This window comes from Pseudomonas sp. 22515 (genome assembly GCF_052044625.1).
GTDB lineage: Bacteria > Pseudomonadota > Gammaproteobacteria > Pseudomonadales > Pseudomonadaceae > Aquipseudomonas > Aquipseudomonas alloputida.
Map to the genome: position 1 here is coordinate 163,862 of NZ_JBQENN010000002.1, position 24,800 is coordinate 188,661.

21 protein-coding genes are annotated in these 24,800 nt (G+C 63.0%); 4 read left to right on the forward strand and 17 right to left on the reverse strand.

What is annotated here, in order from left to right; genetic code table 11:
• Positions 1 to 58 precede the first annotated feature (58 nt).
• The 3 genes from preA to hydA form a co-directional block, all read right to left on the reverse strand.
• Entirely contained in the window at positions 59 to 1,333 is a 1,275-nt protein-coding gene (gene preA, locus ACTJJN_RS03310; RefSeq protein ID WP_088512490.1) for an NAD-dependent dihydropyrimidine dehydrogenase subunit PreA, read from the reverse strand.
• Positions 1,334 to 2,701, reverse strand: coding sequence for an NAD(P)-dependent oxidoreductase (locus ACTJJN_RS03315; RefSeq protein ID WP_014755954.1), 1,368 nt, complete (start codon positions 2,699 to 2,701; stop codon positions 1,334 to 1,336). It abuts the gene before it with no gap.
• A gap of 181 nt (positions 2,702 to 2,882) precedes the next feature.
• On the reverse strand, positions 2,883 to 4,322 hold the full coding sequence (hydA, locus tag ACTJJN_RS03320; protein ID WP_017148215.1) for a dihydropyrimidinase: 1,440 nt from the start codon (positions 4,320 to 4,322) through the stop codon (positions 2,883 to 2,885).
• Positions 4,323 to 4,665: 343 nt separating this feature from the next.
• Here hydA and ACTJJN_RS03325 point away from each other — a divergent pair, with 343 nt between their 5' ends.
• Together ACTJJN_RS03325 and ACTJJN_RS03330 are read left to right on the forward strand one after the other, a co-directional pair.
• Positions 4,666 to 6,156 (forward strand): NCS1 family nucleobase:cation symporter-1, encoded by a 1,491-nt coding sequence (locus ACTJJN_RS03325; RefSeq protein WP_047604814.1) that lies wholly within the window; start codon positions 4,666 to 4,668, stop codon positions 6,154 to 6,156.
• A 49-nt stretch (positions 6,157 to 6,205) separates the two neighbouring features.
• Positions 6,206 to 7,489 carry a Zn-dependent hydrolase gene (locus ACTJJN_RS03330; RefSeq protein ID WP_014860802.1) on the forward strand — a complete coding sequence of 428 codons (1,284 nt, stop codon included), beginning with the start codon at positions 6,206 to 6,208 and terminating at the stop codon, positions 7,487 to 7,489.
• Here the strand turns inward: ACTJJN_RS03330 and ACTJJN_RS03335 are convergent.
• The 3 genes from ACTJJN_RS03335 to nhaB all read right to left on the reverse strand — a co-directional run bounded on the left by ACTJJN_RS03335 (position 7,486) and on the right by nhaB (position 10,717).
• The gene (locus tag ACTJJN_RS03335) at positions 7,486 to 8,445 is read right to left on the reverse strand and encodes a ribonuclease Z (protein ID WP_440780951.1); all 960 of its coding nucleotides are present in this window, start codon (positions 8,443 to 8,445) and stop codon (positions 7,486 to 7,488) included. The two genes, ACTJJN_RS03330 and ACTJJN_RS03335, sit on opposite strands and share 4 nt — an antisense overlap.
• Before the next feature lie 87 nt (positions 8,446 to 8,532).
• A complete protein-coding gene (locus ACTJJN_RS03340) occupies positions 8,533 to 9,078 on the reverse strand; it encodes a lipocalin family protein (RefSeq protein WP_003251256.1) in 546 nt (181 codons plus the stop codon).
• Positions 9,079 to 9,214: 136 nt separating this feature from the next.
• A complete protein-coding gene (nhaB, locus tag ACTJJN_RS03345; RefSeq protein WP_440780952.1) occupies positions 9,215 to 10,717 on the reverse strand; it encodes a sodium/proton antiporter NhaB in 1,503 nt (500 codons plus the stop codon).
• A gap of 150 nt (positions 10,718 to 10,867) precedes the next feature.
• Here nhaB and ACTJJN_RS03350 point away from each other — a divergent pair, with 150 nt between their 5' ends.
• Positions 10,868 to 11,680 carry a crotonase/enoyl-CoA hydratase family protein gene (locus ACTJJN_RS03350; RefSeq protein ID WP_004576977.1) on the forward strand — a complete coding sequence of 271 codons (813 nt, stop codon included), beginning with the start codon at positions 10,868 to 10,870 and terminating at the stop codon, positions 11,678 to 11,680.
• 36 nt (positions 11,681 to 11,716) lie between these two features.
• Positions 11,717 to 12,547 carry an NAD(+) diphosphatase gene (gene nudC / locus ACTJJN_RS03355; RefSeq protein WP_012051813.1) on the forward strand — a complete coding sequence of 277 codons (831 nt, stop codon included), beginning with the start codon at positions 11,717 to 11,719 and terminating at the stop codon, positions 12,545 to 12,547.
• A gap of 68 nt (positions 12,548 to 12,615) precedes the next feature.
• On the opposite strand, the gene ACTJJN_RS03360 is transcribed toward nudC, so the two are convergent.
• From ACTJJN_RS03360 to ACTJJN_RS03410, 11 genes are all read right to left on the reverse strand, one after another.
• Complete coding sequence (locus ACTJJN_RS03360) at positions 12,616 to 13,395, reverse strand: TSUP family transporter (protein ID WP_012051814.1); 780 nt, start codon at positions 13,393 to 13,395, stop codon at positions 12,616 to 12,618.
• 145 nt (positions 13,396 to 13,540) lie between these two features.
• Positions 13,541 to 14,377, reverse strand: a complete 837-nt coding sequence (locus tag ACTJJN_RS03365; RefSeq protein WP_235784387.1) for an RHS repeat-associated core domain-containing protein — start codon at positions 14,375 to 14,377, stop codon at positions 13,541 to 13,543.
• 271 nt (positions 14,378 to 14,648) lie between these two features.
• On the reverse strand, positions 14,649 to 15,479 hold the full coding sequence (locus tag ACTJJN_RS03370; protein ID WP_088512489.1) for an alpha/beta fold hydrolase: 831 nt from the start codon (positions 15,477 to 15,479) through the stop codon (positions 14,649 to 14,651).
• A 173-nt stretch (positions 15,480 to 15,652) separates the two neighbouring features.
• A complete protein-coding gene (locus ACTJJN_RS03375; RefSeq protein ID WP_440780953.1) occupies positions 15,653 to 16,942 on the reverse strand; it encodes an NAD(P)/FAD-dependent oxidoreductase in 1,290 nt (429 codons plus the stop codon).
• A gap of 191 nt (positions 16,943 to 17,133) precedes the next feature.
• The gene (locus ACTJJN_RS03380) at positions 17,134 to 19,095 is read right to left on the reverse strand and encodes a DNA topoisomerase III (protein WP_440780954.1); all 1,962 of its coding nucleotides are present in this window, start codon (positions 19,093 to 19,095) and stop codon (positions 17,134 to 17,136) included.
• Positions 19,096 to 19,253: 158 nt separating this feature from the next.
• Positions 19,254 to 19,682 carry a GNAT family N-acetyltransferase gene (locus tag ACTJJN_RS03385; RefSeq protein WP_003251237.1) on the reverse strand — a complete coding sequence of 143 codons (429 nt, stop codon included), beginning with the start codon at positions 19,680 to 19,682 and terminating at the stop codon, positions 19,254 to 19,256.
• Complete coding sequence (locus ACTJJN_RS03390; protein WP_012051819.1) at positions 19,675 to 20,841, reverse strand: ribosomal protein uL16 3-hydroxylase; 1,167 nt, start codon at positions 20,839 to 20,841, stop codon at positions 19,675 to 19,677. The genes ACTJJN_RS03385 and ACTJJN_RS03390 overlap by 8 nt, the downstream gene beginning before the upstream one ends.
• A gap of 81 nt (positions 20,842 to 20,922) precedes the next feature.
• Complete coding sequence (purB, locus tag ACTJJN_RS03395) at positions 20,923 to 22,293, reverse strand: adenylosuccinate lyase (RefSeq protein WP_003251234.1); 1,371 nt, start codon at positions 22,291 to 22,293, stop codon at positions 20,923 to 20,925.
• Between the two features lie 215 nt (positions 22,294 to 22,508).
• Positions 22,509 to 23,135, reverse strand: coding sequence for a high frequency lysogenization protein HflD (hflD, locus tag ACTJJN_RS03400; RefSeq protein ID WP_003251232.1), 627 nt, complete (start codon positions 23,133 to 23,135; stop codon positions 22,509 to 22,511).
• Entirely contained in the window at positions 23,132 to 24,256 is a 1,125-nt protein-coding gene (mnmA, locus tag ACTJJN_RS03405) for a tRNA 2-thiouridine(34) synthase MnmA (RefSeq protein ID WP_012051821.1), read from the reverse strand. Before mnmA ends, hflD begins: the two co-directional genes overlap by 4 nt.
• 59 nt (positions 24,257 to 24,315) lie before the next feature.
• The gene (locus tag ACTJJN_RS03410) at positions 24,316 to 24,756 is read right to left on the reverse strand and encodes an NUDIX hydrolase (RefSeq protein ID WP_012051822.1); all 441 of its coding nucleotides are present in this window, start codon (positions 24,754 to 24,756) and stop codon (positions 24,316 to 24,318) included.
• Between the last annotated feature and the right edge of the window lie 44 nt (positions 24,757 to 24,800).

A 24,800-nucleotide genomic window follows, 5' to 3' on the forward strand; every position in this document is an offset into this window, starting at 1 on the left:
TCGCGACACAAGGCCGCTCCCACAGGGGCCGCGTCAGCTGTTCAGGCGGTGACCCGCTTCAACTGGCCTCGCGGTAGGGGTTACGCGGATCCTGCGTCCAGTTCAGGTATGGCTTGCCGGTGTCCTGTGCCTCCATTTCGATGCAGTTTTCCACCGGGCAGGTGATCTGGCACAGGTTGCAGCCTACGCACTCCTCTTCGATCACACTGTAGGCATGCGTGCCGTCAGCCTTCAGCGTGCTGGCAATCGCCTGGTGCGAGGTGTCCTCGCACGCAATGTGGCAGCGCCCGCAGCCAATGCACGCCTCCTGGTCAATGTGCGCGACCGACTTGTAGTTGATGTCCAGGTATTTCCAGTCGGTGGTATGCCCCACCGCCTGCCCGCGGAACGCTTCGATAGTGGAATGCCCATGCTGGTCCATCCAGCGTGCCAGGCCGTCCTGCATGTCCTCGACGATACGGAAGCCATGCAGCATCGCTGCCGTGCACACCTGCACGGCGCCACTGCCCAGGGCCATGAATTCGGCGGCGTCACGCCAGTTGCCGATGCCGCCAATGCCACAAATCGGCAAGCCCCGCGTTTCCGGGTCGCGGGCGATTTCCGCCACCATGTTCAAGGCAATCGGCTTCACTGCCGAACCGCAGTAACCGCCATGGGTGCTCTGGTCTCCGACAATCGGGTGGGCCACCATGCGGTCCAGGTCGACGCTGGTGATGGAGTTGATGGTGTTGATCAACGACACCGCATCGGCCCCGCCCCGGTGCGCGGCGCGGGCCGACTGGCGGATATCGGTGATGTTTGGCGTAAGCTTCACGATCACCGGCAGCGCGCAGTACGTCTTGCACCAGCGGGTGACCATTTCCACATATTCCGGCACCTGGCCGACGGCCGCCCCCATGCCGCGCTCCGGCATTCCGTGCGGGCAACCGAAGTTCAGCTCGATGCCATCAGCCCCGGTGGCTTCCACCAGCGGCAGGATGAACTTCCACGATTCCTCTATGCACGGCACCATCAGCGACACAATCAGTGCGCGGTCGGGCCAGTCCTTCTTTACCTGGGTAATTTCACGCAGGTTGATGTCCAGTGAGCGGTCGGTGATCAACTCGATATTGTTGATCCCCTGTACCTGACGGTTGGGGCCATAGTGCGCCGAGTAGCGCGACGACACGTTGACCGCCGCAGGGTCTTCGCCCAGGGTCTTCCAGACCACGCCGCCCCAGCCGGCCTCGAAGGCGCGGACCACGTTGTAGGCCTTGTCGGTTGGCGGTGCGGAGGCCAGCCAGAAGGGGTTGGGTGCCTTGATGCCGGCAAATACGATAGACAAGTCGGCCATTTACGCTGCCTCCACGTTGAGCATGAGTTGGGCATGGATGGCTTCGGCGGCCAGCTTGCCGTGTTGCACGGCCTGCACGGTAAGGTCCTGCCCCAGTGCGGTGCAGTCGCCGCCTGCGTACACGCCCGGCAGGCTGGTCTGCAGGTTTTCGTCCACGCGGATGCGCTCACCCTCGCGGGCCAGTTGCGCAGCCACCGGGTCGCCGAGGCTGGCATCGTCAAAGCGTTGGCCAATGGCCTTGAAGATGGCGTCCGCAGCCAGCTCGAAGGTTTCGCCGGTATCGCGCAGGCGGCCTTCCGCCAGCTCGGTGCGGGCAAAACGCATGCCGCGGACCCTGCCGGCGTCGTCCAGCAGCACGGCATCAGGGCGGGCCCAAGTGTGCAGGCGCACCTGGTTGGCTTTGGCAATGTCCTGCTCGTGGCCGGTAGCGCCCATGTCGGCGTGGCCACGGCGGTACACCAGATTGACGTCGCGGGCCCCCAGACGGCTCATCTGCACAGCCATGTCGATGGCCGTGTTGCCAGCACCGATCACCAGGCAGCGGTCGGCCAACGGGAGCTGGCTCAGATCATCGGCCTGGCGTAGCTCGCGGATGTATTCGGTGGCGGCGACCACTCCGGGTGCTTCCTCGTCGGGCAGCCCTAGCTGGCGCACGGCATTCAGGCCGAGGCCCAGGAACACCGCGTCGTACTGATCGCGCAGTTCGCCCAGGCTGAGGTTGCCACCCAGGCGCTGGCCATGGCGGACTTCGATACCGCCAATCCCCAACAAGAAATCCACTTCACGCTGGGCATAGTCGTCTACCAGCTTGTAGCGGGCGATGCCGTACTCGTTGAGGCCACCGGCCTTGTCGCAGGCCTCGAACACCACCACGTCATGGCCGTGCATGGCCAGGCGGTGGGCGCAGGACAGCCCTGCCGGGCCGGCGCCGACCACGGCGATACGCTTGCCGGTGGTTGCCGAGCGCTTGAATGGGTGTGCGCTGAACTGGGCGTTGTCCAAGGCGTAACGCTGCAACTGGCCGATCAGCACCGGCGCGCATTCCTGGGCATTGTTGCGCACGCAGGCTTGCTGACAGAGGATTTCGGTGGGGCACACGCGGGCGCAACTACCGCCCAGAATGTTGGCCGAAAGAATGCGCTCGGCGGCGCCTTGCAGGTTTTCGTCACTGATGCGGTGTATGAACGAGGGGATGTCGATCTCGCTGGGGCAAGCGTTGACGCAGGGGGCGTCGTAGCAGTACAGGCAGCGTGCACTTTCCAGGGCGGCCTGGCGCGCGGTGAGGGGTGGGGCCAGGTCGCTGAAGCGCTCGGCCAACTGGTCGGCGCCGGCCCGTGGGCGCGGCAAGTGGTTCAGGGCGTTGGTCACGGTTGTAGCCTCTCTATTTTTTTTGGTGCAGGCGACAGGTATTGCGGTCGATTCTGGGGCCGCTCCCACAGGCGATCGCGGTCCTTGTGGGAGCAACTGTCTTGCTCAATTTCTAAAAGCTGGCGCGATCCCTGTGGGAGCGGCCTTGCGTCGCGATGGGCTGCACAGCAGCCCAGTGGCTTCAGCGCTGAACAGGCATCGGCCGCTGATGCTCGGCCCGGCGCCCCAGCACCTCATACACCGCCGGGTACGCCGGCCGTTCCACATACCGCCCCGCGCCCGGCTCGGCGCGCAGGTCGCCATCGGCCCAGAGCACCTTCCCCTGGCTGATGGTGTGGCTTGGGATGCCGCGCACGGTGCGGCCTTCGAAAATGTTGAAGTCCACCTGCTGGTGGTGGGTTTTGGCGGAGATGGTGCGGGTGCCCTGCGGGTCCCACAGCACCAGGTCGGCATCGGCACCCACGCGGATAGCGCCCTTGCGCGGGAACAGGTTGAAGATTTTCGCCGTGTTGGTAGAGGTCAGCGCGACGAATTCGTGCATCGACAGACGCCCGCTGTTGACCCCGGCATCCCACAGTACTGCCATGCGATCTTCGATGCCGGCGGTGCCGTTGGGGATGCGGCTGAAGTCGTCGCGGCCCATGGCTTTCTGCTCGGCGCAGAAGCAGCAGTGGTCGGTGGCGGTGGTGTGTAGGTTGCCCGACTGCAAGCCGCGCCACAGCGCCTCCTGGTGCTCGCGTGGGCGGAACGGCGGGCTCATCACATAACCGGCGGCGGTGGCCCAGTCCGGGTCACGGTAGACACTGTCGTCCAGCAGCAGGTGGCCGGGCAGCACCTCGCCATACACCGGCTGGCCCTTGCCTCGGGCATAGGCGATTTCATCCAGTGCCTCGCGGCTGGAAATGTGCACCAGGTACAACGGCGTGCCGAGGGTTTCGGCAATGCGAATGGCGCGGCTGGCCGCTTCGCCTTCCACCTGCGAGGGGCGCGACAGCGGGTGGGCTTCCGGCCCGGTCATGCCCTGGGCGAGCAGTTTTTTCTGCAGGTGGTACACCAGCTCGCCGTTTTCGGCATGCACGGTGGGCACCGCGCCCAGTTGCAGGCAACGCTCGAAGCTGGCCACCAGGGTATCGTCGGCGGCCATGATCGCATTTTTGTAGGCCATGAAATGCTTGAAGCTGTTCACCCCGTGCTTGGCCACCAGCTCGCCCATCTCTTCGGCCACCTGCTCGCTCCACCAGGTGATGGCGACGTGGAAGCCATAGTCGCTGGCGCTTTTCTGCGCCCAGCCACGCCACGTGTGGAAGGCCTCCAGCAACGACTGCTGCGGGTTGGGAATGACGAAGTCGATGATCGAGGTGGTGCCGCCAGCCAGGCCCGCAGCGGTGCCGCTGAAGAAGTCCTCACTGGCCACCGTGCCCATGAACGGCAACTGCATGTGGGTGTGCGGATCGATGCCCCCGGGCATCAGGTACTGGCCGCTGCCGTCGAGGATCTCGCAGTCGGTGGGCGGTTCGAGGTTTTGCCCGATGGCACGGATCAGGCCATCGGCACACAGGACATCGGCGGGATAACGCTCTTCGTGGGTAACCACGGTGGCGCCACGGATCAACAGGGACATGCCGTTTTCCTCGCAGGCTGACCGGTCTTGGCCGGTTCTTTGCATTGTCATGGATGCAGGGCGGGCAGGGCGGTCAATCCTGTCAGTCCTGACAAGATTCGAGGCTAGATGCTGATTCTGGATTCAGCAAGAAAATTTTCCCATTAAATTTGTGGTTTTTAAGTTGTTGATATCAATAGAAAAAAATTAACGCGCGAATGGGCGCCGGGGTTTTCCGGGTATTTGACTAACTTGACAAGATGAAAATCTGGTCGAGATTTCTAAGCACAATTCCGCGTGCGAACTCCGGTCATCGAATCAGCCTGATGAGCGAAAAAATAGAAGAAAAACTGGAGAAGGGCCTATGCAACAGAGCAGATCGGAAGTGGTCGAGCAAGATGGCCTGTTCGAGCTGTCCGAGGGCAGCGATGTCCTCGACAGCCCGCGCTACAACCCCGACATAGCACCGACCAAGGTGCACCAGCGCACCTGGAACAAATGGCACATCACCGCCCTGTGGGTGGGGATGTCCATCTGCGTACCCACCTACACCCTCGGCGGTGTCCTTACCGCCTACTTCGGCCTCAGTGTTGGCGAAGCGCTGCTGGCGATCCTGCTGGCCAACGTTATCGTGCTGATACCGCTTACCCTCAATGCCTTTCCCGGTACCAAGTACGGCATCCCGTTTCCGGTGCTGCTGCGTTCGTCGTTCGGCATTCTCGGCTCCAACGTACCGTGCCTGATCCGCGCGGTGGTGGCCTGTGGTTGGTTCGGTATCCAGACCATGTTCGGCGGGCTGGCCATTCACCTGTTCCTGGGTTCGGTGTTCGACGGCTGGAAGGCGCTGGGCGGGACAGGCGAGGTGATTGGCTTCATGATCTTCTGGTGCCTGAACCTGTGGGTGGTGCTGCGCGGCGCCGAGTCGATCAAGTGGCTGGAAACGCTGTCGGCACCGCTGCTGGTGGCAGTGGGCGTCGGTCTGCTGTTCTGGGCCTTGCCACACATGTCGATGACCGAACTGTTGGCACAGCCGCCCAAGCGTCCGGAAGGGGCGAGTGTGGTCAGTTACTTCTGCGCCGGGCTTACGGCCATGGTCGGCTTCTGGGCCACACTGTCGCTGAACATTCCCGACTTCAGCCGCTACGCCCGCAGCCAGAAGGACCAGATTCTCGGGCAGATCTTCGGCCTGCCGCTGACCATGTTCCTGTTCGCTGCGCTGGGTGTGGTGCTGACCGCCGCTTCGGCGTCGCTGGTGGGCGAGACGGTGTCCGACCCGGTCACCCTGATCGGCAAGATTCAAAGCCCGTTCTGGGTGGCCCTGGCCATGGCGCTGATCGTGATTGCCACGCTGTCGACCAACACCGCGGCGAACATCGTGTCGCCCACCAATGACTTCCAGAACATTGCCCCACGCCTGATCGGCCGAAGCCGCGCGGTATGGCTGACCGGCTTTATCGGCCTGGCGCTGATGGGGCATGAACTGCTGAAGAAACTGGGCCTGATTGTCTCCGACCTTAGCCTGGAGAGCGTGTATTCCAACTGGCTGCTGGGCTATTCCAGCTTGTTGGGGCCCATTGCCGGCATCATGGTGGTGGACTACTTCCTGATCCGGCGGCAGAAGCTGGACCTGGCCGGGCTATACCGCGACGACGTGTATCCCGCGTGGAACTGGGCCGGTTTTGCCGCCTTCGCCTTGCCAGTAGGGCTGACGGTAATGGCGATTGGCAACAGCAGTTTCAGCTGGTTCTACGACTATGGCTGGTTCACCGGCTCGTTGCTGGGCGGTGCACTGTACGCCGCGCTTGGCGGTTTGGCGGCACGCAACCCGGTGCGGTTGGTCAAACCCTTGCCTTGAGGCCTCGAAGAGGCCCGTACAAACAATAAGAAGCCTGAAGGAGAAGCCCGTGACCCCCGTCAAAGAGATCCTGAAGACCAACGCCCGTCACGTCGACAGCACCCGCCTGTGGCAGTCGCTGATGGACCTGGCCCGGCTCGGCGCCACCGCCAAGGGGGGGGTCTGCCGCCTGGCCTTGACCGACCTCGACCGCCAGGCCCGCGATCTGTTCGTGCAGTGGTGCGAGGCGGCCGGTTGCTCGGTCAGCATCGACGCCGTCGGCAACATATTCGCCCGCCGCCCGGGCCGTAACCCCAAGCTGCCGCCGGTGATGACCGGCAGCCATATCGACACCCAGCCCACCGGCGGCAAGTTCGATGGCTGCTTCGGGGTGATGGCCGGGCTGGAGGTGATCCGTACCCTCAACGACCTGGGCGTGGAAACCGACGCGCCGCTCGAAGTGGTGGTGTGGACCAACGAAGAAGGTTCGCGTTTTGCGCCGTGCATGATGGGTTCAGGGGTGTTCGCCGGCAAGTTCACCCTGGAAGACACCCTGGCCAAGCGCGATGCCCAGGGTGTCAGCGTTGGCGAAGCGTTGAACACCATTGGCTACGCCGGTCCGCGTGCCGTGTCGGGGCACCCGGTGGGGGCGTATTTCGAAGCGCATATCGAGCAGGGTCCTATCCTTGAGGACCAGGCCAAGACCATCGGCGTGGTCCTCGGCGCCCTGGGCCAGAAGTGGTTCGACCTGACCCTGCGCGGTGTTGAAGCCCATGCTGGCCCTACGCCGATGCACCTGCGCAAGGACGCCCTGGTGGGGGCAGCCGCTGTGGTAGAGGCGGTCAACCGCACGGCGCTTGCCCACCAGCCCCACGCTTGTGGCACGGTGGGTTGCCTTCAGGCGTACCCGGGCTCGCGTAACGTGATCCCGGGCGAAGTGCGCATGACCCTCGACTTCCGCCACCTGGAGGGCGAGCAGTTGAATGCGATGATTGCCGATGTGCGCGGGGTGATCGAGGCGACCTGTACCAAGCATGGCCTGAGCCATGAGCTGGTGCCCACGGCAGACTTCCCGGCGCTTTACTTCGACAAAGGCTGTGTCGACGCCGTGCGCGAGTCGGCCAAGGCGCTGGGCCTGCCGCACATGGACATCGTCAGTGGCGCGGGGCATGACGCGATCTTCCTGGCCGAGCTGGGGCCGGCGGGGATGATTTTCGTGCCGTGCGAAAACGGCATCAGCCATAACGAGATCGAGAACGCCACGCCCGATGACCTGGCGGCGGGCTGCGCAGTGTTGTTGCGGGCGATGCTGGCGGCGTCGGAGGCAATTGCCAGCGGGCGGTTGGCGGCCTAGGCACTGGCCTCAAGACGGCCGTTACGGCCAAGGTGATAGCGCTGCAGGTCCTGCGCCAGGGTCAACTGCCCGCTGTAATGGGCGAGGGCCTCGTCGCGCACGGTGTCGATGTGCGGGCTGCGCCGTGGGTCGTTCTGGTAGCGGGCGCTGAAATGCGTCAGTACCAGGTTGCGCACGCCAGCGGCCTCGGCAAAGCGTGCCACCTCAGCGGCGGTGCTGTGGCCGAACGTGCCCCCGGTGCGTTCGACCACCGCCTGGGTGAAGGTGGCTTCGTGCACCAGTACATCCGCACCCCTGGCGACGGCTGCCAGCAGCGCTGGTTTGTCGTTGTCCCCGCACACGATCACCCGCTGGGGCGGACGCGAAGGGCGCAGGTAGTCGTTGCCGTTCAGCAGTTGCCCATTGAACGTCACGGTCAACCCCTTGGCCAGCTCGCCCCACAGCGGACCACGCGGTATGCCCTCGGCGTCGAGGCGCTGGATGTCCAGGCGTGGCTCAGGGTTGATTTCGGTGAATACGAAACCCACGCTGGGCACCCGGTGCGACAGTTGCACGGTGGTCACCTGCAGGGTCTCGCTGCGCCATGCGATCAGCGCTTCCACGGGCAACAGGCGTAGCTCGAACGGCAGGAAGGTGTCGCTGGCAATCAGGCCCTGGCGTACCCAATCGTGCAGTACGGCGGGCAGGATCACTTCCAGGGGCTGGGTGCGCCCGCTCATGCCCGCGCTGGCCAGCAGGCCGGGCAGGCCGAAGCAATGGTCACCATGCACGTGGGTGATGAAGATCGCGCGCAGGTCGCGGATCGAAAGCGGGGTGTGCAGCAGGCGGTGCTGGGTGCCTTCGCCGCAATCGACCAGATACCAGTGGCTGCCACTGGCTTCGATCACGGCTGTGGCGCTGACATTGCGTGCCTTGGTGGGCATCCCGGCGGAGGTGCCGAGGAACAGCAGGTCCATGCTCAGGCTCCTGTTTCAGGCCAGAAGCGGCCAAGGTGATACGGGGCGCACACCTTAGCCGGATTGCCACCCGCCGTCGACGGCCCGCTAGTTATCCTGTCGCCAGATGAGCTTGCTGGTGTCATACCCTTGCTCTCGGGCGATTGTCAGCAGTTGCTCGCGCTGCTGGTCGGTGACCGCTGGCGTGCGCGAAAGCAGCCACAGGTACTCGCGGTTAGGGTGGCCGACCAGTGCCACGCGGTAGTCCTTGTCGTGGTACAGCACCCAGTACTCGCCCTTGGTCAGGCCCGGTGCCAGGCGGCTGAACCAGTTGTCGAAGCGCACCCACAGCTTGTCGGTGCTGCCCGGTTGCTGAGCCTCGGCGATGCCCTTGGCTTCATTCCACTGGCCGTCCTTTTCCTGACAGCGGTTGGTTACATCGATACGGCCGTCCTCGCGCAAGCCATAGCGCGCCTCGGACTTCACGCAGTTACGCTGGAAGAACATCGGCAGTCGCGCCAGTTCATACCAAGTGCCCTGGTAGCGTTGCAAGTCGACCTGCTGGGTGCGCGGCGGTGCCGGGTGATCGTTGCCGGCGCAGCCGAGCAGGGCCAGGGTCATGCAGGAAAGCAGCAGTGTAGTGCGCAGCGCCATGGGTGACCTCCTTGGAGCGGATGGGGCGTACCTGTGTTTCGACGCCTGTACGGGGAAAAAGTTGTAGACGATATTGCCTGCGGCGAAACCCGTGCAGGAGCGGGTTTACCCGCGAAAGGGCCCGCACAGGTCCGCCTCACAGCCAGTACATCACCGCCCACCATCCCAACCCGCCCATCACCACGGTATAGGGCAGCGCCATCCACACCATCCGCCCATACGACAGCCGGATCAGCGGCGCAATGGCCGAGGTCAGCAGGAACAGGAACGCCGCCTGCCCGTTCGGCGTCGCCACGCTTGGCAGGTTGGTGCCGGTGTTGATCGCCACCGCCAGTGTTTCGAAATGCTCGCGGCTCATGCTGCCGTTGAGAAATGCCTGCTTCACTTCGGTGATGTAGATGGTGGCAACGAACACATTGTCGCTGATCGCCGACAGCAAACCGTTGGCCAGATACAGCATGCCCGGTTGCTGTTCGGCCGGCAGCGTCAGCACCCAGCTGATCAATGGGCTGAACAATTGTTGCTGATGAATCACCGCGACCACGGCAAAGAACACCACCAACAGCGAAGTGAATGGCATGGCGTCCTGGAAGGCACGGCCCAGGCGGTGCTCGTCGGTGATGCCGGTGAAGGCCGTGATCAGTACGATCACCATCAGGCCGATCAGGCCGACCTCGGCCACATGCAGCCCCAGGCAGATGATCAGGATCAGGGCAGCAAGCCCTTGTACCCACAGCGCAATGCGCTGGGCCTGGGTACGTGCGGCATCGTCCTCGGCGGCATAGGCAGCCAGTACCTGGCGCACTGTCTCAGGCATCAGCGTGCCGTAGCCGAACAGGCGCAGCTTCTCCAGCAACACGCAGGTCAGCAGGCCGGCACCCAGCACCGGTATCGACACGGGCGCCACCTTGAGGAAGAAGTCAGCGAAGTGCCAGCCCATCTCGTGGCCGATCAGCAGGTTCTGCGGCTCGCCCACCAGCGTGCACACGCCACCCAGGGCGGTACCCACTGCGCCGTGCATCAGCAAGCTGCGCAGGAACGCGCGGAACTGGTTCAGGTCGTCACGGTGTAACTGCGCCACTTGCTGGTCGCTGTCCAGTGCGCTGTCTTCACGCGGGTTGGCGCCGGACGCCACGCGATGGTAGACCGCATAAAAGCCGACTGCGGCGCTGATGATCACGGCCGTCACCGTCAGCGCATCGAGAAACGCCGAAAGGAATGCCGACAGTACGCAGAACAGTAGCGACAGCATGGCTTTTGAACGCACACCCAGCAGAATGCGCGAGAACAGGAACAGCAGCAGTTCCTTCATGAAATGGATACCGGCGACCATGAACATCAGCAGCAGGATTACCGGGAAGTTGTGCTGCAGTTCTTCGTACAGTGCCTGCGGCGTGGTCATCTGCAACAGCAGGGCTTCGATCAGCAACAATCCGCCGGGCATCAGCGGGTAGCACTTCAGCGCCATGCCCAGGGTGAAGATGAACTCGATTACCAGCGCCCACCCGGCTGCAGCCGGGCCAATGGTTGCCAGCAGAAGCGGATTGAGCACCAGGAACAGGCAGATGACCGCTTTGTACCAAAGCGGCGACTGGCCCAGGAAACCGTGAGCGAGGGCGCCGGTCAGGGAGCGCGACATGAATATGTATCCTTATGATTCAGCGATGGCGCACGGTGCCGGATCATTGCGCCTTAGGCAAGGCATACAGTCCCGTTTTTGGCACAAGTACGGTCATCGGCATGAGTTAACATCCGGACCATGAACTTTTCGCCCGCAGGAGTGCCGCCCGTGACCGAGTACAGTGCATTAAAGGTCGAACTGACCGACAGCGTCGCCCATGTTCAGATCAATCGCCCAGAGAAGGTCAACGCGATGAATGCGGCCTTCTGGGAGGAAATCGTCGACATCTTCCAGTGGATCGATGACACCGATGCCGTGCGCGCGGTGGTGATCAGCGGCGCTGGCAAGCACTTTTCCGCCGGTATCGACCTGATGATGCTGGCCTCGCTGGCTGGGCAGATGGGCAAGGACGTGGGCCGCAATGCACGCTTCCTGCGCAAGACCATCCAGCGGCTGCAGGCCTCGTTCACCGCAGTGGACACGTGCCGCAAGCCGGTACTGGCGGCGGTTCAAGGCTACTGCATCGGCGGCGCCATCGACCTCATCTCGGCGTGCGACATGCGCTACTGCAGCAGTGACGCGCAGTTCTCGATCAAGGAAATCGACATGGGTATGGCTGCCGATGTTGGCACATTGCAACGTTTGCCACGCATCATTGGCGACGGCATCATGCGGGAGCTGGCGTTTACCGGGCGCAATGTCGAGGCCGACGAGGCGCTGCGCATCGGGCTGGTCAACCGAGTCTATGATGATCAGGCCGCACTGATGGACGGCGTCTTTGCCATCGCCCGCGAGATTGCCGCAAAATCGCCGATCGCTGTGGCCGGCACCAAGGAAATGCTCAGCTACATGCGTGACCATCGCATCGACGATGGCCTGGACTACATTGCGACCTGGAACGCCGCAATGCTGCAGTCCGAAGACCTGCGCGTGGCTGTGGCGGCGCACATGAGCAAACAGAAACCGACGTTCGCCGACTGATCGGGCCGGGGGACGCGCAGTAAAGGAACCCCCGACATGTCAGCACGCTGGACTACTGCAGTACTCGACCCACAGATGACCGGGGGGCTGGCCGTGGCCCGCAGCCCTGAAGGGTTTCTGGTGGACGCCAACGGCGCGCTGTTCCCCCGCGACTGGCTCAAGCGCCAGGACCTCGACGTGCTGTGCGAGCACGGCATCGGCCACTTTGACGGCCAGCCGGTGTTCCTGCTGGAACTGCGCAGCGCCACTGATGTGCCTGGCTGCAGCTGGCGCGGCCTGCGTGCGTTCATGCTCGAAGGCGACTTCGACACCTACAAGGTGCTGGGCTATGCCGCACAAATCGGTACCTGGGCGCGCGAGCATCGCTTCTGCGGCAGTTGCGGCCAGGCGATGACGCAAATTCGCTGGGAGCGGGCGATGTACTGCCAGCCCTGCGACCTGCGCAGCTATCCGCGCATTTCACCCAGCATGATCGTGCTGGTGACCCGCGGTGATGAAATCCTGCTGGCGCGTTCGCCGCGCTTCGTTACCGGGGTGTACAGCACCTTGGCAGGTTTTGCCGAGCCGGGTGAATCGGCCGAAGACTGCCTGGTGCGCGAAGTGCGCGAAGAAGTGGCGGTGGAGGTGCGGAACATCCAGTACGTCGGCAGCCAGTGCTGGCCGTTCCCGCATTCGATGATGCTGGGTTTCCATGCCGAGTATGCCGGGGGCGAGATTGTCATGCAGCCGGACGAGATCGAAGACGCCAAGTGGTTCAGTGTCCACGACCTGCCGCCGCTGCCGGCCGGGCGGTCCATTGCCCGTTACCTGATCGATCTGTATGTTGCGCGGCGGCTGGGCTGTGATATCCCTGCTTTCCCGTCCTAGCTGCAGTGAACAATGTGCTCCGACTAGGCGCAGGGCGCAGGCAATGGTCATTCCATTGCCAAAGCCCCTCAGGCCTGCCCGAACCAGTGTTGCCACGCTAAGCGCACGGTCAACGCCAGCACCACGGTGATGAACACCGGGCGGATGAACTTGCTGCCGCCGCTGATCGCCGTGCGTGCGCCGAAAAAGGCGCCGACCATGACCGACAGGCCCATGCACAGGCCGACGATGTAGTCCACCTGCCCGGAAATGATGAACACCGTCAGCGCCGCGATGTTGCTGACGAAGTTCATGCTGCGCGCCACGCCGCTGGCGCGTACCAGGTCGATGGGGTACAGCAGCAGGGTACTGACCGTCCAGAACGCCCCGGTACCCGGGCCGGCTACGCCGTCGTAGAAGCCCAGGGTGAAGCCTTGCGGGACTTGCCACTTTTTCTTGATCGGAGCATCGGCATCCAGCGGCGCCTTGGGCGTGCCGCCGAACAACAGGTAGATGCCACAGGCGAAGACGATCACTGGCAGCATCTTGTTCAGCCATTCGGCTGGCATGTAGTGGGCGATGACGGCGCCGAGCAACGCCCCGGTCAGGGTGGCGAACAATGCCGGGCGCCACTGCGCCGGATGGAACAGTTTGCGTTTGTAGTAAGTGAAACTTGCGGTGGCCGAGCCGAAGGTGGAACTGAGCTTGTTGGTGCCCAGCACCAGGTGCGGTGGCATGCCGGCGGTGAGCAGGGCCGGGGTGGTGAGCAGGCCCCCGCCACCGGCGATGGCGTCGATGAATCCGGCGACGAAGGCGACCAGCGCCAGGATGAGTAGGGTTAGGGGTTCTACGGTGAGTTCGAAGGGCATGGGAGGCTTTCAAGCTGAAGGGCCGGATTGCGGCAAATGGACTGATAATCGGCCATGATAATCTCTCGTCCCTGAGGCTGTCAGTGTTTCAAGCCGTTTACTTGTTTCAAACCCGATGCAGACGTGCTCGTTCAGGTTAGTGTCTTTATGACCCTCGCCTCACTGATCTGAGAGTGGCTGGATGTGATAGATCAGGTGACGTAGCGGGTAATTGAATGCTCGAATGCCTTTTGGCGGTTTGCTGGGACGCGAATGCTAAGTTGTTCAACTGGGCTCTATACTTATGGCTCTTTTCCACTAGTCCTATGTAGGCAAGTTGTCCGTCTATGTCCAAATGCTTGAGATAGTCAAAGTCTTGAATGATGGGGCCTTCAATATTGCCTTTCTTGAAACGCCAGTTAAGGACTGCTGTGTCTCTAAGCTCAGCAAGCATGGCGTCCATCTTCGGAAGCTTGTAGATCATCTGGAGGGTGTCTTGGGTTACGTTTGGACTGTCAACGATAGTGGAGTATTGTTCGAGGTTGGGGAAATTCGTGATTGCTTCCCTTGCTTTGTTGATGTAATGAATCCTGGGCTTCACGAACTTATTCTTTACGCTATTCCACATTGTATTGAGGCGGCGTAACATATGTCCCGAAGGGTCGTGGTAATTTACTGGGTCACCCAGGCAATAGGCATAGGCGTTATGTGTGTGTTTTGTAAACGGGCTGAGGCTGTCTGCTGAATAAAATCGAGCTAATCTCGGACTAAAGGCGCGATAACCGTTACCAAGGAGGTAGCAGTTTGTGACGTCATCGAAGCGTTGTCCGGTGAATCCCATCATATGAGCTGTAACGCTGTACCCGTAAGCGGTGTAGGTCAGGTTGCAAGTGCCGCTGCGATAAGAGCGCCTTGCTATGGAGTTACGTGAGTCTGTTGCCAGTAATAGTGTTTCGGTTGAGTGTTCCGCCAGAGGAATGTTTGAGATGGAAAACACTGTCACGGAACGTCCGCTGTCAATTTTCGAAGACAGGTGGTCATTTTTGTAAAATAAGCATTGCTTCCTGTTTTGTGACATGGTCAACCTGCTGGCGTGGGAATGGTCAATTGAGACTACCCTCGAACAAAATAGGCAGGCGCGCAACTGGTAGATTTGCCAGTTGCATACAGACACCACATAAGTGTGTTGCTTGTACCGGCCCTTTCNTCTTGAGGACGGTGGAGGACCTGTAGGAGCGGGTTTACCCGCGAAAGGGCCGGTACAGGCGAAAGCATCAACTACGGATAAACGCCAGCAAATCCGCATTGATCACATCGGCATGGGTGGTGGGCATGCCATGCGGGTAGCCTTTGTAGGTTTTTAGCGTGCCGTTGGGCAGCAGCCTGGCCGACAGTACCCCGGAATTTTCATAGGGCACGATCTGGTCATCGTCGCCGTGCATCACCAGCACCGGCTGCTGGATGCCCTTGAGGTCCTCGGTGAAATCGGTCTGGGAAAACGCCACGATGCCATCGTAATGGGCCTTTGCACTGCCGATCATGCCTTGGCGCCACCAGTTGCCGATGATGCCTTCGCTGGCTTCGGCCCCAGGGCGGTTGTAGCCGTAGAACGGCCCTGTTGGCACATCCCGGTAGAACTGCGCCCGGTTGCTGGCAACCTGGGCCTGGAAACCGTCGAATACCGACTTGGGCAGGCCACCGGGGTTGCCGGGGGTTTGCACCATCAAAGGGGGTACGGCCGCGATCAGCACGGCCTTGGCCACCTTGTCTTCAGGGTGCCGTGCCATGTAGCGCACCACTTCGCCGCCGCCGGTCGAGTGGCCGACATGCACGGCGCCCTGGGTGCCTAGGTGGGCGACCACGGCGGCTACGTCGTCGGCATAGTGGTCCATGTCGTGGCCGTCCCATACCTGGCTGGAGCGGCCATGGCCCCGCCGGTCGTGGGCGACCACGCGGTAACCCTGGGCGAGGAAGAACAGCATCTGCGCGTCCCAGTCATCGGCACTGAGCGGCCAGCCGTGGTGGAAGTGGATCACCGGCGCATCGCGCGGGCCCCAGTCCTTGTAGAAGATCTGTACGCCGTCCTTCGTGGTTACATAGCTCATGGTCGTGTCTCCTGGGTGCAGGAAGCGAAGGGAGCTATTGAGAATAGGAGGGATTTTGGCGGGTATCAGGAAGTTGTGTTGCCTGTGTGGGCCTCTTCGCGGGTGAACCCGCTCCTACAGGGATCTNTGCGCAGGAGCGGGTTCACCCGCGAAGAGGCCCACACTCATGCCCTTCAGACGCGGTCGCGCATGCGGTACCAGGCCTTTGCCGCAGCTTCCAAAGGTGCAGCCAGCAGGTCGCCACCGGGGAAGCGGCCGTTGTCGATGCCTTGGTACAGCGCCAACAGGTTTTCATCGCCGAGAATGGCATCGCTGACCGCACGCGCCGCCGCCAGGGTCGGCAGTACACCATGGCCGGAGAAACCCTGCAGCCAGTAGCGCTGGCCCTCGCGGCCGACGTCCGGGGTGCGCTTGATGCTGCAATCGATGTGGCCACCCCAGGCATAGTCGATGGCCACCCCGGCCAGTTGCGGGAATACCCGCTCCAGGTACGGGCGGGTGGCGCTGGCGACGTCCTTGGGAATGCCGCCCAGGTAAGTGCAGCCGCCACCGAACAGCAGGCGGTGGTCCGGGGTGAGGCGAAAGTAGTCGGGTACGAACTGGTTGTCGATCACACAACTGTTGCGAGGTAGTAACGAATGGGCCAAGTCGGCATCCAGAGGCGCAGTGGCGACCTGGTAGGAACCGACTGGTAACAGGCGACGCGACAGGCTGCGGTCAAGGCGGTCGATGTAGGCGTTGCAGGCCAGCACCAATACCTGGCAGCGAACTTCGCCACGGTCGGTACGTGCGACATAGCCGTCGCGAGCCTGCTGGTAGCTGAGCACCTGGCTCTGTTCGTAGATTTGCCCGCCGGCAGCCTCGATGGTACTGGCCAGGCCCTGTGCCAGTTTCAGCGGGTTGAGGTGGGCACCTTTGGCGTCGTACAGCGCGGCCTGGTAGCGCGGGCTGTCGATCCATTGCGGCAACTCGTCACGGCCAATCAGGCGCAGGGCGTCGTAACCCCATTTATGCTCGGCATCATGCAGGGCCTCTTCGAGCATTTTCACCCGGCGTGGCAATACCGCAGTCCACAGGCTGCCCTGCCGGTAGTCGATGTCGAAGCCGTGGCGTTGGGGCAGTTCGCGCATCTCTTCGGCGGCCCAGCACATGCTGGCCCATAGCCGTTGGGTGCGTTCGATGCCAAGGGCCTGCTCCAGCGGCGGCATGTCGCACGACCAGCCCAACAGGGCCTGGCCACCGTTGCGTCCGGAGGCCGCCCAGGCAACCCGGCTGGCTTCCAGCAGCGTTACGCGCTTGCCGGCCTGGGTCAGCCGCAGGGCAGTGTGCAGGCCGCTGAAACCGGCGCCGATGATCAGCACATCGGTGTCCTGAGTGCCTTGCAGGGTAGGGCGTAATGGGATGTTGGCGGGGTAGGTCTGGGCGTAGTAACTGGCGACGTGCTGGGCGGATTGTTTGAACATGCGGGATTTCCGTGAAAATTATTATGTTTATTTTCATGAAAAGTTAGCAGTTAAATTTCACGCTGCCAATGTGTTGGTCGGGGTTTGTGGTTTGCCTGTGGTTAATGTGTTGCCTGGGCTGGCCTCTTCGCGGGTGAACCCGCTCCTACAGGGGGCACGCGCAGAGAGACCGACGTGAGAAGGCGGAATTTTCAGGACGTTGCCTTTTTCCGCGGCTGCCGTGGCTTGCTCGGAGTTGCCTTGTTTCCGGCCGCTTTGCTTTTCCCACCTCCACCGCGACGTTTCTTCTTCCAGGGCGGGGCCGCCCCGGCCGCTGGCCCGCTGATGGTCATGCGCATGCCGCTGCAACGCTCGACCAGCTTGCCCATCCACGCTGATTGCCGGGCGACGAACTCTTCCAGGGGCATCTCGCCGCTTTGCACCATGTCCAGCGCCTGCTCCCAGATCGCCGTGGTGCCGGGGTCGGCAATGGCGCGGGGAACGGCGTCGATCAGGCTGAAGGCCGCAGGTGTGGCCGACAGCGCCTTGCCGTTCTTTACCAGGTAACCGCGGTCGAGCAGACCCTGGATAATGCTGGCGCGGGTGGCCTCGGTGCCGATGCCGGTGGTTTCCTTGAGTTTCTGCTTCAGCCGAGGGTCATCCACCAGCTTGGCCACGTTTTTCATCGCCTTGATCAGGTCGCCTTCGGTAAACGGTTTGGGTGGCTGGGTCCACAGGTCTTTCAGTTGCAGGCCGTTTACGTTGCAGTCCTGGCCTTCGCGAAGCGCCGGCAGCACCTGGGCCGGTGGTGCCTCGCGGCCTTTGGCCGGGGTGAGCGCCTCGGGCAAGGCGCGGCGCCAGCCCGGCTCGACGATCTGCTTGCCCACAGCACGCAGCGCATGACCGGCGCAGTCGAAGTCGGCCTGGGTGCGGTCGTACTCATGGTTGGGCAGGAACTGCGCCAGATAGCGGGCGCGGATCAGGGTATACACGGCCTTGTGCTTGGCCGGCAGGCGCGAGGGGTCACTGGCGGCGGCGGTGGGGATGATGCCATGGTGAGCGCTGACTTTGGCGTCGTTCCACGCCCGCGAGCGGCGTTGCGGCTCCAGGTAGGGCTGCAGCGGTGCCAGGCTGGCATCGGCCCGTTGCAGGGCGGCGAGGATGGCGGGTGCCTCGGCGTGCTGGCTTTGTGGCAAATAGCCGCAATCGCTGCGCGGGTAGGTGATCAGCTTGTGTGTTTCGTACAGTGCCTGGGCAATGTCGAGGGTTTCCTGGGCGCCGAGGCCGAACTTTTTCGAGCACAGCTCCTGCAGGGTGCCAAGGTCGAAGGGCAGCGGTGCTGCTTCGCGCACACGCTCGGTCGCTACCTTTACCGCTCGGGCAGTGCCGGCATGGCCGATGTCGGTGGCGGCCCGCTGTGCCAGGTCTTGCTTCAGGCAGCGGCCTTGGTCATCGCAGACGTCTTCGGGGGCGCGCCATTGGGCATTGAAGCGTTGGCCGGCGTGTTCCAGCTGTACGTCGATGGCCCAGAACGGCACTGGCACGAAGTTGGCGATGCTGCGGTCGCGGTCGACCACCAGGCGCAAGGTCGGCGTTTGCACGCGGCCTACCGGCAGCACACCCTGGTAGCCGGATTGGCGGCCCAGCAAGGTGAACAGCCGGCTCATGTTCATGCCGATCAGCCAGTCGGCGCGCGAGCGGCCCAGCGCCGAGTGGTACAGGTTGAACGTCTCGTGGCCTGGCAGCAGGCGCGCCAGGGCCTTGCGGATGGAGGCGTCATCCAGCGCTGACAGCCACAGGCGCTGCACCGGGCCTCGGTAGCGGCAGTGCTCGACCAGTTCGCGGGCAATCATTTCGCCTTCGCGGTCGGCGTCGGTGGCAATCACCAGCTCCCGCGCTTCACCGAGCAGACGTTTGACCGCCTTGAACTGGCTGGCGGTCTTGGGCTTTACCAGCATCTTCCACTTGTCTGGAATGATCGGCAGGTCGGCCAGGTTCCAGCGCTTGTAACGTTCGTCATAGCTGTCGGGCGGGGCGGTTTCCAGCAGGTGGCCAATGCACCAGGTGACGCAGATATCGGTGCCTTGCCAGCAGCCGTCGCCTTTGCGGTTGGCGCCGAGCACTTTGGCAATGTCTTTTGCCTGGGAGGGTTTTTCACAGAGGAACAGGCGCATGGCCGGGACGCTTCATCGGGGTGGTGGGCCATAGGATGCGCAAGCGGGGGCGCAGAGGCAAGTTTTATCTGGATGGATGTACAGGTTTTTTGTCAGCGGGGATGTATATGGCCTGTGCCGTCCTCTTCGCGGNCGAAGCGGCCGGCACAGGTGATGGATCAGGCGCGCGAGTCGCGCACCATGTCGACATGCGGGATGCCAGCTTCGAGGAATTCCTCGCTGACTACGCGAAAGCCCAGCCGCTCATAGAACGGCGTGGCGTGTACCTGGGCGCTGAGCATCTGCTGTTTCAGGTCGCGGTTCTGCGCTTCGACGATGACCGCATTGACCAACGCATCGCCCACCTTCAGGCCGCGCCAGTCCTTGAGCACCGAGATGCGCCCGATGGTGCCGTCGGCCAGCAGGCGCGCAGTACCGATCGGATAGTCGCCTTCCAGGGCCAGGAAGTGCAGGGCATCCTGGTCTTCCGAATCGAACTCCAGCTCTGGCGGAATGTGCTGCTCGGCGACGAACACGGCTTCACGGATTCGGCGGATGTCGGCGTTGTCTTTGTGCCAATCGGCGAGGCGAACGCTGATCTTATTCATTGGCGAATCCCAGGCTCCCTTGTTTGACCAGCTGCTGTACCAGCATAAGGCCATCTTCGTCCTGCAGCCACTCGGCCAGGTTGTCGATGTGCAAGGCGTCGGCCGCACATACCAGTTTCAGCAGCTCTCGCAGTTTGCCGGGCAGTGGGCAACTACGGCCGCTGGCGAACAGCAGCAGGTCGTCTTCGAATTCCGACCAGGCCAGGCGTGCGCTGGGGTTGCGGATCAGGATGGCGCCCTGCTCAAGGGCGTCGATCAGCTCTTCCTCGCTCAGCTCTTCGCCAACGATCTGCTCGGGGTAGCGCGGCTCGGTCATGAACTGGCCGAACCAGGTCAGCAGCAGGTCCTTGTCGCCCATGTGCTTGTCGAGCAGCGCCTTGAGGCGGTCGAGGGCATCGTGCTGGATCTGGTGCGGGTCGCTGACCGGCTGGGCGTCGGCGTCGCTGTAGCGCTCTTCGTCGGGCAGGAACTGGCCGAGGAAGTCGGTGAAGTGGGTCAGCACTTCGGCAGCGCTCGGTGCGCGGAAGCCGACCGAGTAGGTCAGGCAGTCATCCACGGCCACACCGTAGTGGGCCAGGCGCGGTGGCAGGTAGAGCATGTCGCCGGGCTCCAGGGTCCACTCTTCACTCTGCTCGAACTCGGCCAGGATACGCAGGTCGGCGTGCTCCAGCAGCGGGCTGTCACTGCTGCACATCTGGCCGATCTTCCAGTTGCGCTGGCCGTGGCCCTGCAGCAGGAACACGTCGTAGTTGTCGAAGTGCGGGCCGACGCTGCCACCCGGGGCGGCGAAGCTGATCATCACGTCATCGATACGCCAGCTGGGCAGGAAGCGGAAGTTTTCCAGCAGTTCGGCCACTTCCGGAACGAACTGGTCAACGGCCTGTACCAGCAGGGTCCAGTCTTTTTCCGGCAGTTCGGCGAAGGTGTCTTCGCTGAACGGGCCGCGGCGCAGTTCCCACGGGTGCGCGCCGTGCTCCAGCACGATACGCGACTCGACCTCGTCTTCCAGGGCCAGGCCGGCGAGCTCGTCGGGGTCGATCGGGCTGATGAAGTCCGGGAAGGCCTGGCGTACCAGCAGCGGCTTCTTCTGCCAGTAGTCGCGCATGAATTCGCGGGCCGAGATGCCGCCGAGCAGCTGCAGTGGAGTATCAGGATTCATGTTCAACCTATTGAAAAAACGTAATTTTCGTACGGGAATAAAAACGCCCGGCCAGGCCGGGCGTTGTACGCGACGCTCAGCTTAGATGCGTTTGGCCTGGGCCGCCGCGTTACCGATGTAGGTAGCGGGGGTCAGCTGCTTGAGCTCGGCCTTGGCTTCGGCTGGCATGTCCAGGCCGTCGATGAAGGTCAGCAGCGCTTCTGGGGTGATGCCCTTGCCACGGGTCAGCTCTTTGAGCTTCTCGTAGGGGTTTTCGATGTTGAAGCGGCGCATCACGGTCTGGATCGGCTCGGCCAGCACTTCCCAGCAGGCGTCCAGGTCCGCGGCGATGCGAGCTTCGTTGACTTCCAGCTTGCCGATGCCTTTCAGGCTGGCCTCGAAGGCGATCACGCTGTGGGCAAAGCCCACGCCCAGGTTGCGCAGCACGGTGGAGTCGGTCAGGTCACGCTGCCAGCGCGAGATCGGCAGCTTGCTGGCCAGGTGCTGGAACAGCGCGTTGGCGATACCCAGGTTGCCTTCGGAGTTTTCGAAGTCGATCGGGTTGACCTTGTGCGGCATGGTCGACGAACCGATTTCGCCGGCAACGGTCTTCTGCTTGAAGTAACCCAGCGAAATGTAGCCCCACACATCACGGTCGAAGTCGATCAGGATGGTGTTGAAGCGGGCGATGGCGTCGAACAGCTCGGCGATGTAGTCGTGCGGCTCGATCTGGGTGGTGTACGGGTTGAACTGCAGGCCCAGTTCGTCTTCGATGAAGGCGCGGGCGTTCTCTTCCCAGTCGATCTGCGAGTAGGCCGACAGGTGGGCGTTGTAGTTGCCCACGGCGCCGTTGATCTTGCCCAGCAGCGGCACGGCGGCAACCTGGGCGATCTGGCGCTCCAGGCGGTACACGACGTTGGCCAGTTCTTTACCCAGGGTGGTCGGGGAAGCCGGCTGACCATGGGTACGCGACAGCATTGGCACTTCGGCGTGGGCGTGGGCCAGGGCGCGGATAGCGTCGGCGACCTGGCGCATCAGCGGCAACAGCACTTCGTCACGGCCAGCGCGCAGCATCAGGGCGTGGGACAGGTTGTTGATGTCCTCGCTGGTGCAGGCGAAGTGGATGAACTCGCTGACCTTGGCCAGCTCAGGCAGCTTGGCGGCCTGCTCCTTGAGGAGGTATTCAATGGCCTTGACGTCGTGGTTGGTGGTGCGCTCGATTTCCTTGACGCGCTCGGCGTGCTCCAGCTTGAAATCGTTGGCCAGGCTGTCCAGCAGGGCGTTGGCTTCGGCGGAGAACGCCGGCACTTCGCCGATTTGCGGGTGGGCGGCCAGGCGCTGCAGCCAGCGCACTTCGACCAGGGCGCGGAAACGGATCAGGCCGAATTCGCTGAAAATGGGGCGCAAGGCCTGGGTTTTGCCGGCATAACGGCCGTCTACAGGGGAAACCGCAGTGAGCGAAGAAAGCTGCATGGGGTGTTCTCGGACAGTCAGGCTTTTGGAAGGGCGCATATCATACATGAAAATTGCGCCTGGGTCGGGTGGCTGACCAAAGGTCGGCCCAATTTGGATCTGGTGGCAGCCCCTGTGGGAGCAGGCGTGCCCGCGAACACCGGCGTAGCCAGTGCCATACACCGCGTCGCCTGCTTCGCGGGCACGCCCGCTCCCACAAAGGGCAGCCCAGCCCGTCAGGTGGGGCTGCGCATCATGTCGTACAGTTCGTTCAGCAACTTGCGCCGGCTAAACACCAGCTGCCAGCGGTGCCCGCCCAGCTGCCGCCACAGTCGCGCGGCGCGGATGCCGGCCAGCAGCAAGGCGCGGATCTTCGAGGCGTTGTTGGGCTGCTGCAGGAAGCGCATGTCGCCGTGCACCTGAATGCGCTGGCGCAAGGTGCTCAGGGTGTCTTGATACAAGGCTCCACTGGAAGCGATGACGTTTTCGTGAACCAGGCCGAAATGCTCGGCCTGCGACTGGATTTGCGGCAGGCGGTTGCCGATGGTGTCCAGCAGGTCACCACGCTTGTTCAGCTGGCGTTCCAGGCCCAGCATCGACAGGGCGTAGCGCAGTGGCTCGCGCTGCAGGCTGTTGGGGTCGCGCTCGAGGGCGCCGATCAGCGCTCGGTAGCCGTCGCGCAGGTTCAGGTCGTCACCGCCGAACACCTCCAGGGTGTCCTTGGGGTCACGCACCAGCAGGCTGCCCAGCATGCAGCCGATATTGGCTTCACTGGCCTGGCCGGTGCGGGCGATGCGGTCGACAAGCACGGCGGCCTGGAACACACCGCCCAATGCGATCAGCTGCTCCTGCAGGTTGCTCATGCGCGCGGGCTCCACGGCTCGGCAGCCTCGATCACGCCACCGCCCAGGCACACTTCGCCGTCATAGAACACCACCGACTGGCCCGGCGTTACGGCGCGCTGAGGCTCGTCGAACACGGCGCGGTAGCCGCTGGCGGTGCGCTCCAGGGTGCATCGCTGGTCGCTCTGGCGGTAGCGCACCTTGGCAGTCAACTGGCGTGGGCTGCCGAGGTCGACCGGGTTGACCCAGAAAATGTCCGAGGCCAGCAGGGCGCGGGAGAACAGCCATGGGTGCTCGTTGCCCTGGCCGACCACCAGCACGTTGCGGGCCAGGTCCTTGTGCAGCACGTACCACGGCTCGTCACTGGCATCTTTCAGGCCGCCAATGCCCAGGCCCTGGCGCTGGCCGATGGTGTGGTACATCAGGCCATGGTGGCGGCCGATCACTTCACCTTCGGTGGTTTCAATGTCGCCCGGCTGGGCCGGCAGGTACTGCTTGAGGAAGTCGCTGAAGCGGCGCTCGCCAATGAAACAGATGCCGGTGGAATCTTTCTTCTTGGCGGTGGCCAGGCCGTGTTTTTCGGCGATGGCGCGTACTTCGGGCTTTTCCAGTTCGCCGACCGGGAACAGTGTGCGGGCGATTTCCTGGCCGCCGACGGCGTGCAGGAAGTAGCTCTGGTCCTTGTTCGGGTCCAGGCCCTTGAGCAGTTCGGTGAGCGCGCCAGTATCGCGGCGGCGCACATAGTGGCCGGTGGCGATCAGGTCGGCACCCAGCGACAGGGCGTAGTCGAGGAACGCCTTGAACTTGATTTCGCGGTTGCAGAGGATGTCGGGGTTGGGTGTGCGGCCGGCCTTGTATTCTTCAAGGAAGTGCTCGAACACGTTGTCCCAGTATTCGGCGGCGAAGTTGGCGGTGTGCAGCTTGATGCCGATACGGTCGCACACGGCCTGGGCGTCGGCCAGGTCTTCACGGGCGGTGCAGTATTCGGTGCCGTCGTCCTCTTCCCAGTTCTTCATGAACAGCCCTTCCACCTGGTAGCCCTGCTCGATGAGCAGAAGGGCTGAGACGGAAGAGTCCACGCCGCCGGACATGCCGACGATGACGCGGGTCTTGGCGGGGTCTTTAAGTACTGGGCTGGTCATGGGTACCGGTGTGTATCAAGGGGGAAAAACGCCGATTCTATCAAAACCGCGGCGCTGCGTCAGTCGCGTAGCAGGTCGAGGCTGTGCAGCGGGCCTTTGAGGTAGTCATCCAGGCAGCGCGGCACCAGCTCGCTGCGCCAGCGAGTGGGGTCGGCCAGCAGTTCGTCGCGGGTCAGCCACACGGCGCGGACGATGTCGCTGTCCAGTGCCAGGTCGTTGTGATGGCGCACGGGGCGGGCGGCGAAGCAGACGCGCTGGTAGGTCACGCCGTTGCTGGGGGCGGTGTACAGGTAGATGCCGACCACGCCGGTCAGCTCGACTTCCCAGGCCGTTTCTTCCAGGGTTTCGCGCAGGGCGGCCTGGGGCAGGGTCTCGTTGGGCTCGAGGTGGCCGGCCGGCTGGTTGAAGACGTGCTGGTTGGCTTTGAATTCCTCGACGAAGAGGAACTTGCCTTCGTGCTCGACGATGGTCGCTACGGTGATGTGGGGTTGCCAGGTCATTTGCCATGTCCTTTCAGATTGCCGGGACCGCCTTGCGGTCCTTC